Raw genomic sequence first — 15,642 nt, forward strand, 5'->3', positions numbered from 1 at the left:
TCTTTATTAAATAAAAAATACAAAAAATTATAGGGGATGCTTCGTTTGAAAAAACAGATTATTCTTTTAAATCATTTACAATATAAAACCTCTATGATAATATGGATAAAATTACATGCAATGAAGAGAAGAGTAAATAAAATGTATTTTTCACAGAGAGCTCCATTTAGCTGAAAAGGAGCAAAAATCCTTTATTGAACCAAGACTCTGAGCAGCACACCGGAACCTTTAATAAGGGGATGGAGTGACGGGAGCTCCCGTTATAGAGCTAAGGTATAGGCATTTTTAAAATGTAGTACCTGATAAGGTTAATATGGCGACATATTAACAAACTAGGGTGGCACCGCGATGATAAATCTCGTCCCTAAGACTAAAAGTCTTGGGGGGGGATTTTTTTATTGTTTTAAAACAATTTGGAAAGCGGGGGCCTAAAGTGAAAAAATTACTTGAAGATTGGAAATATCCTTTATTACTACTGTCCGGAGTTGGTATTGCGAATTTAGGTGCATGGGTTTACCTAATAGCACTGAATATACTTGTCTATAATATGGGAGATTCAGCCTTAGCTGTTGCTACTTTATATGTGATTAAACCATTAGGCACTTTATTTACAAATGCTTGGTCAGGAAGTATGATTGATCGTTTAAACAAACGAAAGTTAATGATTCACCTCGATATATATCGTGCAGTATTTATCGCTATTTTACCTTTAGTTCCATCCCTTTGGATTGTCTATCTCATAGTATTTTTTATAAGCATGGCCAGTGCGATTTATGAGCCCACTGCTATGACATATATGACAAAGTTAATCCCAGTAGAGCAAAGACAACGTTTTAACTCACTACGTACTTTAATCGGATCTGGTGCATCTTTAATTGGGCCGGCGGTAGCAGGAGTATTATTAATTGCGAGTACACCAGAGTTTGCAATATATATGAATGCTATAGCGTTTCTTTTATCAGGGTTAATCACATTACTTTTACCTAATCTAGATAAAAAATACGATTCGCATACATCAAGCGATAAGCTATCTCTAGCCGTATTAAAAAAAGATTGGAACATAGTTTTAAATTTTAGTAGAAAGTCTTTGTATGTCGTATGTGTGTACTTATTATTTCAGGGGATGATGGTAATAGCTACCGCGAATGACTCTCTTGAACTATCATTTGCGAAAGAAGTGTTATTGTTAACAGATAGTGAGTATGGTTTTTTAGTTAGTATTGCTGGAGCGGGTTATATTTTAGGTGCCATTACAAATACAATTTTATCAAGAAAATTAGCACCTTCATTTCTAATTGGAATAGGATCATTATTCATCGCAATCGGATATTTGATTTATGCCTTTTCAAATGGGTTTTTAATAGCTGCTATTGGATTCTTTATATTATCTTTCTCTATGGCATATGCGTATACGGGGTATTACACATTTTATCAAAATAATGTTCCTGTTGATTTGATGGGACGGATCGGGAGTATATATGGGCTTGTTATTGCGGTCATAACCATTTTGATTACGATTCTATTCGGAGTTGCAACTCAATTTATTTCTATACAACTTGTAGTTATTGTAGGATCATCAATCATGTTCCTTATAACTATCATATTGTATGTGTTTACTTTATTGCCATCACAGTCTAAAGTGCATTCCTCTGAGTCAATAAATTCGAAATAGTTCTCTTGGTTTTAATTTAGATCTTATGGTGTTCAATAGGAGGGTTCTCCCTCCTACATATGGAAATATAAGAAGGGAGAACAATATTGATAAACAAGGGTGATTTTTGTAATGAAAACAAAAGATCAAATAGGCAACATTGTAAAAGAAATACATCGGCAAATAGATTTCTCTGGGGTAATTTTAGTGAAAGAAGAAAAAGGTTTAGTCTATGAAAAAGCGTTTGGTTACGCAAATCGAAATGAATGTATAAACAATACGCCACAAACAAGGTTCGGAATTGCCTCCGGTTGTAAAATATTCACTGCTATCGGTATCTGTCAACTTGTTGAAAGAGGTGTAATTAGTTTTCATACAAAGTTAAAAGAGTGTTTAAGTATTAAATTTCCAAACTTCAATGAAGATATTACAATACATCACCTATTGACGCATAGTTCAGGCATTCCAGATTATTTTGATGAAAGTATTTTGGATAACTTTGAGGATCTTTGGAAAGAAACTCCTATGTATCTATTAAAAAGTTTAAAAAACTTTTTACCATTATTTCAAAATAGAGATATGATGTTTGCACCAGGAAGTAAGTTTCACTACAACAATGCTGGGTTTATCATACTTGGATTAATTATAGAAGAACAAACAGGACTTGATTTTACGGAATATATAGAAACAAACTTATTTATTCCAAAAGGTATGAATGATTCCGGTTATTTCTCTTTAGATAGATTACCAAGACACACAGCTCTCGGATATATAAAAGATGTAAATAGCCAAAAATGGAGAACAAATACTTACTCTATTCCGATAAAAGGTGGTTCTGATGGTGGAGCTTTTATTACTGCGCCAGACATGCTGAAGTTCTGGGAAGCGTTATTTAACTATGAAATCATAAACCGAGAATATACAAAAATACTTTTAACTCCTCACATTCAAGTAAATAATAATCAGTCTTACGGCTATGGAATATGGATTGAAACAAGGAAAAACAAGATATTCAAATATCATGTAATGGGATATGATCCAGGCGTCAGTTTTCGCTCGGCCGTATATCCAGACTTAGGAATTACATTAATTATTCCATCAAATAAAGGAGCAGGACCCGAAAAATTAATGACAGAAATAGAAGGAGCTTTTTAATTATATGGATATAAAAATTAGAGCGTATAGAAAAGAGGATGAAGCCGGTTGGGTACGTTGCCGTGTGTTATCTTTTTTAGATACAGCATATTACGATAATGTATTTAGAGAGAAAGAAAAATATGAAAATCCTGCTATTGAATTAGTAGCTGTATTTGAAAATCAAATTGTGGGTTTAATAGATATTGAATATGAATTAGAAGAACGTACAGTTTGTTCAAGAGGGACTGGTCTTGGCGGCATGATTTGGCATATTGCAGTTCATCCGGATTTCCGTAGAATGAAAATTGGTAATCAACTATTAAATGAGACAGAAAAGTTAGCGAAAGAACTTAACCTAAATCGATTAGAAGCATGGACTAGGGACAACCTATGGGTACATGGATGGTATGAAAAGAATGGATTTGTAAACGTAGATTCATATTTACACGTATATTCTGATCATACAGACGTGATAAAAGGTGTAATGAAAAGTGATTTAGGTCAGTTATATCCAGTCCAAACATTTTCTCATTATACAGGTGAAAATAAAGAAGAGATACGAAAACAATTTAAGCGGGTTCATGATTGTTTTTGTTTTGAAAAGTATTTTAGTTAACTAGAAAACCTTTATTTATAAAACAAAGGTACTAAAGACGTACGAGTAAAAAGTACGTCTATTTATTTTTAAAAATAATGCTTCAGACTGATGGGAAATCACATTCCATATTTTACAATTTGAAGTAGCTATTGCATTTCAAGTATGGAATAAAAAAAGGAGAATATAATTTTTATAGGTAAACAAGTGTATAGGTGGATACTAAATGGATATTTTACTCGTTATTCTTATTATCGTATTAATGCAAAGTAAGGAACGTAAAGTGAAAATTAATCGCATTTGGCTCGTTCCGGCTTTGTTGTGCTTTGTAACAATCCAGTCCATTATTCATATGGGACAATTAACTATATTACAATTACTACTATTCGTTGCAATGCTCGGAATTGGATTGGTTCTTGGAGTTATTAGAGGAAAAGCTTTAACATTTCGAATAGATAATGAAACAGGTCATGTATTACGGAAAGGAAATTGGTTAAGCACAATTATTCTTCTTGTTATTTTAGGTGCGAAAATTGTAATTAAGCAAAGTATGTTTTCTAGCAGTACTCATTACACATTAATGGTTGTAACGAATGCCTTTTTATGCATCACATTAGGTACAGTAATTAGTAGACGATATTATATTTGGAAAAAATATAATGAATTAACACAAAAAGTGTAAAGACACTTATCCCTTGTTTAACGATGCTGTGAACGGTAATACTAAATAACATTGAACTTTTACAACAAGGGATGATAATATGATATTCATTTACACAGATTTCGGCGGAACACATTCAACTGCACTTGCTGCAGCTTATCATTTAAATAAATTGCCAACGGATCGTAAGTTAACGAAAGAAGAAATATTAAATGTAGATTACTTTAATAAATTGAAAACAGAGGACATGGGAAAGATTATTTTCCATGGACAAGATGAATATGGGAATCCTGTATATACAATTGGGTGCGGGGCATCCAAAGTCGTTGTACCTGCGATGAAACATTTAGGAGAGATTCTGCAAAAACATTATCACAGCCATGAAAAGATTATTTTTTCTAATACATCACCAACAGTTCCTTTACCAATGACTTTCGGTGGTCTGTTTTCTAGAAGGTTCCACATCGACTTTATCGGCGTACCACTACTCGTATGGGGAGCAAAACTTAGCTGTGATAACATACAAAGGCTTGTTAATTATACGAAAGAAGCTGGCCGATTGACAAATGATTATGTTGTAATTTTAGATAATGAAAAATTTAAGTAATGTTAAAAGAAGACCGCAAAATTTCGCGGTCTTCTTTTTTTGACAAATAGACAAAAAATATTCACATTTATTATACATCTTCTATAGCCAAAATATTAAAGTCCTGTTACTATTACAGGGGATATTCTCTTTTCATAAGATAAATATATAGAAAAGTCAGAAAAGAGGAATTGAATAAGGGAGGAACAACATGAAGCGTGTTGCTTGGATTACTGATAGTACAACTGCGAGTTTTACAACAGAAGGAGATAATTTTGTTATCCCAATTGAAGTTATTATTGATGGAGTGTCGTATAAAGATTGCGAAGAGGGAGTTCATGAACGTCTTTATGAAGCGTTAAATGACGGAAGAACGGTTACTACTTCACAACCTAACATAGGAGAAATGGTAGAGTTATTTACGAAATGTAAAGAAGAATATGAAGAAGGATTTGCAATTGCTATTAGCGGAAAAGTAAGTGGGACCTATCAAAATATGAAGCTAGCTGCTGATATGGCAGGTTTCCCTTTAACTGTATTAGATAGTGAAACGACAAGTTATCCAATGGATGAACTTATGAGAAAAGCTAAGACGTTATACAATGATGGTATGACTTTACAAGATATACACAAAACATTAGTAGATGAAAAAAGAAGACCTTATTATGTATTTCCAAAGAGCTTAAAAGGTTTATATGCAAGTGGTCGTGTAAAGGGAGTTCAATTTTTACTTGGAAGTTTATTAAGTGTCAACTTAATCTTAGAAGTAAAAGGCGGAGAACTTTTACTTGAAAAGAAAGTGCGTAAAATACAAAAATGTAGAGAATACATTAAAAATGAGCTTGAAAAAGAATTACCAAAAGTACTTCATATGTTCTATGCTAACGATAAAGATGGAGCTGAAGAATGGATTTCAGATATTAAACAATCATTTCCTGAAATGGATTTCAAACTATATCCATTACCGATTTCATTTGCTGTTCATGCAGGTGAAGGTACAATAGCAATTAGTTATTAAAAGGAAAAACCCGTGAATGATTCACGGGTTTTTTTATTTGAAAATGGGACACACCACGTCGCCATCAAGTTGAAATTAAAAATATAAACCTTTACCTACTGGCTGAACCGTTTCTAGTACAGTATCAACCATTTCTTCATTAATTAGAGTTCTTATGATCCAAGCTGAGAGATCTTGAGCAGCAAAACAACCCGCAGCAGTCGAGATATTTCCTTCGTTTACGAAACTTTGTTCAATAACGTCTACATCAAATTCTTTAAGCTGTTCTACTGCGGATGGATATGTAGTTGCTTTTTTGCCAGTTAGCAATTTTTTAGCTCCTAGTAGTAGTGAACCAGAACACATAGATCCTATTAATTGTCTTTGAGGATCTACATGAATACTAGTAATATATTCTTGGTTTTTATATAAATCTTGTACCCCTTTGCCACTTGCAAATATTACAGCGTCAGCAGAAGGAATATCTGATATGCTTCCTGTCATGGGAATACGTAAGCCAGACATGGATATATGAGTTTTTTCCGTTCCTAATAGTTGGACATTCCAATCAGAAATACCGCCAACTAAACGTACACGATTTAATAAATCCCATGGTAGAAAAACATCTATATCAGTAAAGTTATCGAAACAGACTATTGCAATTTTCATTTTCTAATCCACCCCTTACTGTTGTTACCAGTGCCAATTAACTTTTCTGATAAAACAATTGCTTTAACATTTGATTCTAATTCCATAAGTATGTCCCCTTATTTACAAGATGAACTTCTCCTGTTTATGTTCTATATTAAGTTATAAATCCCTGTATATTCCATGCATTTGAAAGAGGTGTTAGCAATTTTTTAACTCACCCAAACATATAAATCAATTAAATCTTCTGCTTGGTTTCTACCGATTCGTTCTACAAAGCCAACATTTTTAGCAATAACTCGTAAGGTATTTGGAAATGAGAATCTTTAACTTTCTCGAGCAAGTTGGTGTAATTCATCACATACAGAAATAGAAATAAAAGCGTCATCCTTTCTTAGAAGTTCATAGAAAGAAACATGTTTTATCGTTATTAGGGGGTATTTTGTTTCATTAGAACAGTAGTCCTGCTCCACTGGTTAAATAAAGGAGAGGCGATGATATCCGTTTACATGTATATTTTATTAAATAGAAGATTATACACTTATAAAATATGTGGCATTGAAATATCCTATACATACCTTAAATTCTGTTGTATAGAGAGATAAAAGGATTTTTAAAGATAAAAATAGAAATCTATATAAAAATATATACAAATGGTAGGGATATTATGAAAATTGGTAAGTTTGGAGAAGTAAATAACATAAGTATTGATACAATTAGACATTATATGGATCTCGGACTGATTATTCCTGAAAAGAAGGGTGGCCATTATTTTTTTGATGAGTATTGTCAAAAAGATATAGAGCTTATATTAGAGTGCAAATGGCTAGGTTTTAGTTTGAATGAAATAAAAGAACTTTTTCTTTATCAAAATTTAGCAAAATCTATGAATTACGAAAAAGATACTCTTTACCAATCTTTATTTAAATCGAAATACGAAATGTTTGAACAAGAAATACAAATTTTAGAGGAAAGAAGGGATAAATTAAAAGAAGTGTTAAATGATTTATCGCTAACAAATGAAACTCCGAATTCTATTATTGGGATAGATTTAAGCGTACTTCATTTACTTACATGTTTTAAGTGTAGTAAAAACCTAATTCTTCAAAATGGAATTATTAATTGCAATCAAATTACAGAGGGAAAGTTAATTTGTAACTGTGGGGAAGAATACATTATTACTTCAGGTATTCTAACAGCTGGCAATTTATTTAAAGCATATGAGCAATCTTCATTTGAAAGTTCTATTTCAGATTATATTCATGAAACTGATACTGCATATTTGGAAAATATGCATAGAGAAGGAGAATGGGCGAAGAAGAAACTAATGCAATTAGATTTAAATAACAAAACACTACTTGATATAGGATCAGGTCTTGGGTTCTTTTTGCGAAATATTTATGAAGAACTACCCGAGGATTGCTTATTTATTGCAGTTGATCGAGATTTGAATAAACTACTATTTTTAAAAGATGTATTAGAAAAAAGCAACCCGAAAAGAAACATTCTCTTTATCTGTGCTGATTTTTTAAGTATACCTATTCAGAATCAGTCTGTTGATATTGTAATTGATCAGTCTGGTACTAGTAATTATAGTTTTGAGCATGAGGATTTTTTACTTCACGAATTAAATCCACTTTTTAAAACGGATTGTTATTTATTAAGTTTATTTATTTTATTTAAAAATTTTAGCATAAACAGCCAAATTGAAACTAGATTTCGAGAAAATTTTACACTTTCAAAAGTAACGAAAGAAATCCAAAATCTACAGTTTCAATTGATTCATGAAAGAACTTCAAATTATTTGGATCGAGGTGGAAAGTACGAGGATTTCTTTGTTCAAGGAGAAGAAATTTATACATATTCATTTTTCGGAAAAAGATGGAGTTAACCCCATCGCTACCTGATTGTGTGACATAGAAAAGTTGTATTTTTGTTTTTTGAAATTTAAGTCCGGTTTAATAACCGGACTTTTTAATAATACAAGCGATTTACTTCTTCTTTTACTTATAAATGGCATTCTCTTGTCAACGTATGTCTAGTAATAGAAAAGATAGCTAAACCTAAAGATAGAAGGACTAGAAATCCGCCAACCCAGGCCATGTTAGCGACATCATGTACTTGTTTTAAAGCTATACCTCCAACTGCAGACCCGAGTGAAATTCCTATTTGTAGAGCGGAATTATTAAAGCTTTGCTGTATATCTGATGTGTCTGGGGCAGATTGTATTAAATAACTTTGTTGAGGTGGTGCAAGGCCCCAACTCAATGCAGCCCAGACTATCATAACAGGAATAAATAGGCTAATAGAAACTGTCGTGAACGGTAATATAAATAGGAGTAAAGCAAATAAAGTAATAACTATTACAATACTTTTTTGAGCACCTATTTTATCTGATAATGCGCCACCGAAAGCCCCGCCACTTACTGCAGCTATACCAAATACTAAATAAAATATACTAATCCAATAAGGGCTTAGATGAAACTTCTCTTCTAAAAAAGGAGTAAAATAGGCATATAAAGTATAGTGTCCTGCTAACATAAACATAGTAGCTAGATGTGCAGACCCTAGTTTTGGACTACAAACAGCTTTTAATTGGATAGATAAAGGAGTTCGGTTTTCTTCTCCAGGTATTTTCTCTAAAAATACCGAAATTAGGATAATGGATCCCAATGATAAAATAGCTATACATAAAAAAATTACTCTCCAACCGAATGTGTTTGAAATTAATATTCCTAATGGTACCCCTAGAACAAGCGAAGAACTAATGCCCATATAAATTAATCCCAACGCTTTTGCTCGGTAAGAGGGATTAACGATTTTAGCTGCAATTGTAAGTGAAAGTACTACCACTAAAGCAGTACTCATAGCCGTTAAGATTCTTGCTATCATCATAAAAGTAAAGTTAGGGCTAAAATAAGTGAGTATATTACCAATTAGAAAAATGTAAAGTGAAATAATATACAATTTTTTTCTTTCCACTTTACTTGTGAAAATTAATAATACAGGACCTGCTAAAGCATAAGTAAGGGCAAAAATTGTAATTAGTTGACCAGCAGAACTTAATGAAACACCAAAATCTTTAGCGATGTCTGGCAATATCCCTCCAACAATTAGCTCAACAAGACCTACTGCTATTGTTGCTAAAGCTAATATAAAAACTTTAAAATTCATTTTTTGTATTCCCTTCTCTAAATTATTTACCTTAGAACAAAAAAACTCCTGACTACAAACGCTAAAAGACGCATTTTGTAGTCAGGAGTTAATGGTTCCTGGTAGAGACCCCCAAGCCATATTCTTGGAGTTATACATGATTTCTCATATGTAATTAATCAATGTAATAGAAGATAACATATTACTTTTTACATTTCAATAAAAAATTTAGCATTCGTATACATGATCCTATGTCTTTTATGGTAATCATTTTATTTTTATCATTGTAGGAAGACGCTAAAACCTTCAGTTGATATGCATGGGGTTAACCCCATCTTTTTTTATTTCTTTGTAGTAATTTTTAAACACAACATATTGATATTGGGTTAACCCGAGAACTTACACTGTACGTAATACAAAGTTCAGCGGGAGGGAAAAGTTATGGGAAGTTTACGATTACATGTAGAAAATAAAAAAAGTAATCAAGAACTAAAAAATATTTGTCTCTATTCAATTGCGAAAACAGTATCTATATTTGGTAGTTCTATTTATAGTTTCGCATTAGGATTATATGTTTTACAAATAACTGGGTCAGCATTTAATTTTGCGCTTACGCTCATATTAGGAACGATTCCAATGATTGTTATGAATCCATTTGCCGGTGTAGTTGCTGATAAGGTTGATAAAAAGATACTTGTTGTTTGTATGGATTTACTAAGTGGCTGCTTATTAATAACGGTTTATATATTAAGCAGCTATTATGGATTAAATTTATTCATCATTTATACTACTACCTTTCTTATGACGGTATTTACAACATTTTTTGGAATAGGATTAGAAGCCGCAAAACCAAATATCGTCTCTAAAGAGAGGCTTATGAGTATTAACTCTATAAGTAAAATTATCGATTCTGTTTCTTTAATTCTCGGTCCTATGTTAGGTGGCATCGTTTTTGCAGTCTTTGATATTAAGATTTTTATAATTATAAACGGTATTTCATTTATTCTTTCGGGTATATCCATATTATTTATTCATTTTAAACTGTTCGATTTCAACATAAATGAGGAATGCTCAAAAAAGAGAATTAATTTTAGTAAAGATATAAAAGAGGGGTTTTCATACTTAATTGAAAAGGAAAGCTTAAAGAATACGTTTCGAATTTTAATTTCACTTAATTTCTTCTTAGGGTTTGCTGTAACTGTACCATTGCCATACATTATTAACACAGTTCTCAATCTTAGTTCTAAGCAATTTGGTATCATTCAAGGGACTTTTCCAGTAGGGATGATAATTGGTGCAATTTTAGTGAAAAAGATAACTGATCGTTTTTCTTACTCTTATCTTTTGAAAAAGCTAAGTTCTATGCTGGCAGTTTTTATGATTATTTCAGGAATTCCAGTTTTATTCAAAAGTTTTGAAGTAAATGATTTTGTATACGTTATTACGTATTGTGTTGTTATGTTCTTTTTAGGAATTTTTATAGCGCTGATTGATATTCCTTTAATTTATTTCATGCAAAAAGAGATTCCTGATAAATATAGGGGAAGAGTGCTTAGTATTGGATTAAGTTTAGGGAAAATGATGCTTCCTATAGCAATGGCACTATCAGGTCTATTATTAAATTATATTCCAGCCTACACTATTCCAATTGTAGGAGGGATAGTATTTCTTATTTTGAATAAGGCTTACTCAAATAAGTTGAATTTAGAAATTCATTCAAAAGATTATAATGTTTTGCGTAGCTAAGTGAATTTGTTAAGTACCAAAAAAGATGTTTATTTTGCAATAAAGGCCATTAAAAAATAATAATGTTGTTTAAAAATACTTCTTTAACTACAGTAATAGATGGGCGAAGTAAAGGCAGTAATAAAGAAGTGCCATTCCAACTGTGGACTGGCACTTTGTTAAATACAAAATTTATTATTAGATTTTTCTATTTTGTATTTAACAATAAATGAGTTAATGCTTGTTTTAATGGTGTAGCCTGACGTTCTAATAAGAAATCTAAATGGGTATGTGTTGATTCTAATCCTCCTTCACGAATCCCTTTTTGAGTCATTACTAACATTGGAAGGTAGGCTGCAGGTACTCCGGCACCTTTTAACATTTCTTCATAAGAAGAGTCATCTACTTCTAATAAAGGAATTTCTTTTCCTAATATTTCACTTAATGTATCTACAAATTGCTGTTGTGTTAAATTCTCACCAGAAAGTTCATAAATTCTATTTTTGTGACCATTAGCTACCAAAACATTCGCTGCTGCTTCAGCTAAATCTGGGCGATATACCCAACCGATTTTCCCTTCACCCGCAGAAGTTATCCAAGGGGCGCTAGCCATACAGCTTTGAATTGTTCCAAGTTCATTTTCTACATACCAGTTGTTACGCAGAATCACATAAGGAATACCTGATTCAATAATTGTTACTTCACGTGCTCTATGCATGCTTGCTAGGAAGAAATCACTACCTTCTGCTCTTGTAACACTTGGATAAATAATTTGTTTTACACCTGTTACTTTCGCAGCCTCTACTGCATTTGTATGCTGACGTATAACTGTATCAAAGTCACCGAATGTTGACATGATGAATAAACGATCGACATCTTTGAATGATGACAACAAGGTTTCTTGATTTTCAAAATCCGTTACACGTACTTCTAAGTTTTGTTCCTTATAGCTAAGTGCTTTTTCAGAGTTTTCATCACGTACACCAACAATTATTTCTTCAACTGATAGTTTGGTAAGTAAATATTCCACAATTTTAGAACCTAAATTTCCGTTTGCACCTGTTACTAAAACTTTCATACAATCTCCTCCGTTACATACAGCGTTATTTTTGATTTTTGTATACATTACATATACTATTTCTTAAGAAGGATTTATGTAAGTAGGCACAATTTAGTAACATAGTAATAAAAATAGTACTTAGAGAAAAAGGAGATTTTATTATGGCACGTTTTAGTTATCAAGATGAATCGGTTTCTGAAGAAACACAGCAAGAAATTTGTCCATTAACAGTTACCCAAAATGCTATTGCAGGCAGATGGAAAATCGTGATTTTGTGGCATTTAAGAAAAAATGAAATTATTAGGTTTAATGAATTATTGAGGATGTTACCTGGTATCTCAAAAGGAATCTTAACTAGACAATTAAGAGAGCTTGAGGAGGACGAGCTAGTACACAGAGAAGTTTATAAAGTTATTCCACCAAAGGTAGAATATTCTTTAACAGAGCAGGGGAAAAAATTTATACCTGTATTAGAAGCAATACAAGTCTGGGGTAAAGATTTACTAAATAAAAAAATAGAGATGTATGAAAAGCATAAGGACTAATAAATTATAAATAACTTACACTAATAACCGAGAACCTTATACTAAGTAGATGTGAATTTGAATAAAGTCACTATGTTTCGAATAAAGTTGCAACGTTTCTAAAAAAGATCAACCGAAATGAAATATCTTAATAAAGTAGGAGCTTTGTTTTTTATTGTACACACGGAGCAGTTTACTTTAATAGTTAGATTAAAATAAACTGTGATATGATTAATATTGGATTTATTAATAAGGGGGTTTTTAAATGACGCCAGAACAAATCGTTAGAAAATTTTTTGAAGAAGTACGTTCAGGAAATAATCCTGACTATTCAAATCAATTAATGGCAGAAAAAGTATTGGCACATCAAATTGTATCTGAAGAAGAACAAACAGTTTGCAGAACACCTAAAGATTATGCTGAACATGTAAGAGAGATGATTGAAGTATATGGAGATTTCTCTTTAGAAATTCAAGAATTTTTAGTATAAGGAAGTAAAGTGTATGTACGTTGGAAACAAGTAGGTACACATCTAGGAGAAATCGATGGATATCAACCTACAGGACTCCCGATAATTCAAATGGCAAGTGCGGTGTATAGAATAGAAGATGGGAAAATTTCAGAGTATTGGATTCAAATTGATAGGTCAGGAATTCAAAATCAATTTGATTTCAATAAAAATATTAAAAATACTTAGTAGCTAATTTTTAAGAGTAATAGAAAAATAAAGCACTATACAAAATTTGTTAACACAATCGTTCGATATGGGATTTCCCGTATCGCGAAATCCGTAAAAATCAAACAACTTTAAAGAGCCTTTCTGCATTTTATTGCAGAAAGGCTCTTATGTTTTTATATCAAAATTAAATAAATTTATTATCATTACACTTTTCTATCGTAATTCAGCTGTCTTTCTAATAACAATCTTATCAATATCATCCTCTTCATCACCAATAAATAATCCACGTTCTTTTAAATATGTTTCGAAGTATAAATCTGCTTCTGCACGTTCATCGTATGGCTTTACAGAAAGAACGAAACCTAATTTATTTTGCTCCTCTAAATGAGAAGTGGAGATGTAAGCCGGTACATTGTGGCGTAAAAAGAGCTCTTTAACAGGAATAATCATATCTTTCATTAATTTCGTTAACATACCCATTTCAAACTCAAAATTAAAGCGATCTATACTAGATAAATCCGCGAATACTACACCAATAAAACCTGTATTAAATACTTCTTGATATTCAATATCTTCGTCACCATAAAAATTCTTTTCGATCAAATAATTTATAAAATAAGAAACACCATCACTTTGTTCAAAAGGTTTTGTTGAAAGAACGAAGCCGATTTTCTTTTGTTTATGTAAATACACACATGACATGTATGCAGCGATATTATGTTCTTTAAATAATGCACTCGTTGCTCCAGATAGACCATCTAGTACGTGATGCACAATTTGAAGTTTTTTACGAGCGAAATAATAGGATTTCTTTTGTAACTCCAATGTATCAATAAAGACAGAGCCGATAAAGCCTGTATTTGAAATAATAGGTGTTTGCTTTTTTCTTCCTCTGCGCTTTGCTTGAGTCATTGTTAGAATCATCCCTTCATGTACAATTAAAATAAAAAGAACGTTTGTTCGTATATTTATATTTTACTATTAAAACGCTCTAAAGTAAAGGGTTTTTGACGAAAAAAACAATAAAAAAGACACCTGAAAAGGTGCCTTAAACGCTGCAGGGAAGAGGGTTCATCCCAACTATTTATATTATGATACAGAAACAATCTCTTCTGTATCTTCTACATCTAAATGACAGTCCATAGTACGAACATCTTGATCCTCATGACTTCCGAAATAAATAGTAATTTTCATATGTATCGCTCCTTTATTCTAGGAATACCTAAAATAATTACTAGTAATGTTAATATTTATTATATACCACTTTTTTCATTCCGACAACGTTATATCATTTTTAATTCTTTTAGGGCGCAAAGAGTGATTTATAGAGATATTTTTATAGAAATAGGTACATTTCTTATATGTTATATTTAATACTGAAGGATTCGAAGACGAATTTTTATAAGAGGAGCAAAATTAATGAATTATAAACAGGTACTAATAGACAATTTTACATATAAAACCTCATATATTGCGCGGCGGGTAAATGGAATGGATGTAAAAGAAACGAAGGATTACATTACTGTCGACTGCGGATTACCTGCAGATACATTTAATATTATTACACTACTAAATAGTAATGTAACGGAAGGGATCGAGGAATTATATAAGGAGGTAGAATGCTATAATCAAAAGAAATTTCCAATGAGTGTTTGGTTTTGGGATGATATGCAAGAACAGACTATAAAAAGCGAATTAATTAAACTTGGTTTAAAAGAAGCAGAACAGAATATCGCGATGGTAGCAGACTTAAGAAAAATTCATCCAATAATAGACATTCCAGTAAGTTTTACAATAGAAAAAGCAACATCGCCAGAACAAATACAACAATTTGGCGAAATGTTAGCAGCTTTATTCGGTACATCAACCGAAGGTACTCACGTACAAGCATACTATAATCAAATCGCTTCTTTAGATTTATGGAATAGTGATGCCATGAAACTATACTTAGGCCTTTATAAAGGGAAGGTAGTATCCGTTGGCTCTTTAGTTTGTACGGAAGATAGCGTCGGTATTTATGATATAGCGACTAGAGAAGAAATGAGAGGAAAAGGATTTGGTTCTATTATGTTCAATTTCCTACTTCAAGAAGCAAAACAACTAAAAGATACTTACTGCATTTTACAAGCTTCACCTGATGGAATAAATATTTATAAAAAATCTGGCTTTCAAGCTGTAGGACAAATGACAGTTTTTGAAAATCGACATTTAATTGAATAATTCATC

At 31.9% G+C, this 15,642-nt stretch carries 14 protein-coding genes, 1 pseudogene, 1 riboswitch and 1 other annotated feature; of the genes and pseudogenes, 11 read left to right on the forward strand and 4 right to left on the reverse strand.

Annotation, left to right across the window (positions count from 1 at the left end; all coding sequences use genetic code 11):
- Positions 1-111: 111 nt before the first annotated feature.
- Positions 112-369, forward strand: a binding site (T-box leader).
- Positions 370-433: 64 nt separating this feature from the next.
- The 6 genes from SJY24_RS16895 (at position 434) to SJY24_RS16920 (ending at position 5,648) form a co-directional block, all read left to right on the forward strand.
- A complete protein-coding gene (locus SJY24_RS16895; protein ID WP_377865537.1) occupies positions 434-1,672 on the forward strand; it encodes an MFS transporter in 1,239 nt (412 codons plus the stop codon).
- Positions 1,673-1,783: 111 nt separating this feature from the next.
- The gene (locus SJY24_RS16900; RefSeq protein ID WP_377865538.1) at positions 1,784-2,806 is read left to right on the forward strand and encodes a serine hydrolase domain-containing protein; all 1,023 of its coding nucleotides are present in this window, start codon (positions 1,784-1,786) and stop codon (positions 2,804-2,806) included.
- A 4-nt stretch (positions 2,807-2,810) separates the two neighbouring features.
- Positions 2,811-3,404, forward strand: coding sequence for a GNAT family N-acetyltransferase (locus tag SJY24_RS16905; RefSeq protein WP_377865539.1), 594 nt, complete (start codon positions 2,811-2,813; stop codon positions 3,402-3,404).
- A gap of 205 nt (positions 3,405-3,609) precedes the next feature.
- Positions 3,610-4,065 (forward strand): CcdC protein domain-containing protein, encoded by a 456-nt coding sequence (locus tag SJY24_RS16910; protein ID WP_377865540.1) that lies wholly within the window; start codon positions 3,610-3,612, stop codon positions 4,063-4,065.
- Positions 4,066-4,144: 79 nt separating this feature from the next.
- A complete protein-coding gene (locus SJY24_RS16915; protein ID WP_377865541.1) occupies positions 4,145-4,651 on the forward strand; it encodes a DUF3189 family protein in 507 nt (168 codons plus the stop codon).
- Positions 4,652-4,841: 190 nt separating this feature from the next.
- The gene (locus SJY24_RS16920) at positions 4,842-5,648 is read left to right on the forward strand and encodes a DegV family protein (RefSeq protein ID WP_000831936.1); all 807 of its coding nucleotides are present in this window, start codon (positions 4,842-4,844) and stop codon (positions 5,646-5,648) included.
- A 75-nt stretch (positions 5,649-5,723) separates the two neighbouring features.
- On the opposite strand, the gene SJY24_RS16925 is transcribed toward SJY24_RS16920, so the two are convergent.
- The gene (locus SJY24_RS16925; RefSeq protein ID WP_377865542.1) at positions 5,724-6,296 is read right to left on the reverse strand and encodes a DJ-1/PfpI family protein; all 573 of its coding nucleotides are present in this window, start codon (positions 6,294-6,296) and stop codon (positions 5,724-5,726) included.
- 646 nt (positions 6,297-6,942) lie between these two features.
- Here SJY24_RS16925 and SJY24_RS16930 point away from each other — a divergent pair.
- A complete protein-coding gene (locus SJY24_RS16930) occupies positions 6,943-8,166 on the forward strand; it encodes a methyltransferase domain-containing protein (protein WP_377865543.1) in 1,224 nt (407 codons plus the stop codon).
- Between the two features lie 116 nt (positions 8,167-8,282).
- Here SJY24_RS16930 and SJY24_RS16935 read toward each other — a convergent pair whose 3' ends face one another.
- Complete coding sequence (locus SJY24_RS16935; protein WP_377865544.1) at positions 8,283-9,449, reverse strand: MFS transporter; 1,167 nt, start codon at positions 9,447-9,449, stop codon at positions 8,283-8,285.
- A gap of 58 nt (positions 9,450-9,507) precedes the next feature.
- Positions 9,508-9,607: riboswitch (purine riboswitch) on the reverse strand.
- Between the two features lie 262 nt (positions 9,608-9,869).
- Between SJY24_RS16935 and SJY24_RS16940 the strand changes: the two genes are divergently transcribed.
- Positions 9,870-11,174 (forward strand): MFS transporter, encoded by a 1,305-nt coding sequence (locus tag SJY24_RS16940; RefSeq protein WP_377865545.1) that lies wholly within the window; start codon positions 9,870-9,872, stop codon positions 11,172-11,174.
- A gap of 187 nt (positions 11,175-11,361) precedes the next feature.
- Here the strand turns inward: SJY24_RS16940 and SJY24_RS16945 are convergent, their stop codons facing one another.
- Complete coding sequence (locus tag SJY24_RS16945) at positions 11,362-12,231, reverse strand: SDR family oxidoreductase (protein WP_377865546.1); 870 nt, start codon at positions 12,229-12,231, stop codon at positions 11,362-11,364.
- Between the two features lie 143 nt (positions 12,232-12,374).
- Here SJY24_RS16945 and SJY24_RS16950 point away from each other — a divergent pair, with 143 nt between their 5' ends.
- Together SJY24_RS16950 and SJY24_RS16955 are read left to right on the forward strand one after the other, a co-directional pair.
- On the forward strand, positions 12,375-12,758 hold the full coding sequence (locus tag SJY24_RS16950; RefSeq protein ID WP_377865547.1) for a winged helix-turn-helix transcriptional regulator: 384 nt from the start codon (positions 12,375-12,377) through the stop codon (positions 12,756-12,758).
- Positions 12,759-13,002: 244 nt separating this feature from the next.
- Positions 13,003-13,434: pseudogene (locus SJY24_RS16955) on the forward strand (ester cyclase).
- A gap of 195 nt (positions 13,435-13,629) precedes the next feature.
- Here the strand turns inward: SJY24_RS16955 and SJY24_RS16960 are convergent.
- Positions 13,630-14,328, reverse strand: a complete 699-nt coding sequence (locus SJY24_RS16960; protein ID WP_000189504.1) for a hypothetical protein — start codon at positions 14,326-14,328, stop codon at positions 13,630-13,632.
- Positions 14,329-14,835: 507 nt separating this feature from the next.
- Between SJY24_RS16960 and SJY24_RS16965 the strand changes: the two genes are divergently transcribed.
- Positions 14,836-15,636: a GNAT family N-acetyltransferase gene (locus SJY24_RS16965; RefSeq protein ID WP_377865548.1), complete on the forward strand. Its 801-nt coding sequence runs from the start codon at positions 14,836-14,838 to the stop codon at positions 15,634-15,636.
- Positions 15,637-15,642: the final 6 nt, after the last annotated feature.

The sequence above is a fragment of the Bacillus sp. R86525 genome, from assembly GCF_042466195.1.
Lineage (GTDB): Bacteria > Bacillota > Bacilli > Bacillales > Bacillaceae_G > Bacillus_A > Bacillus_A nitratireducens.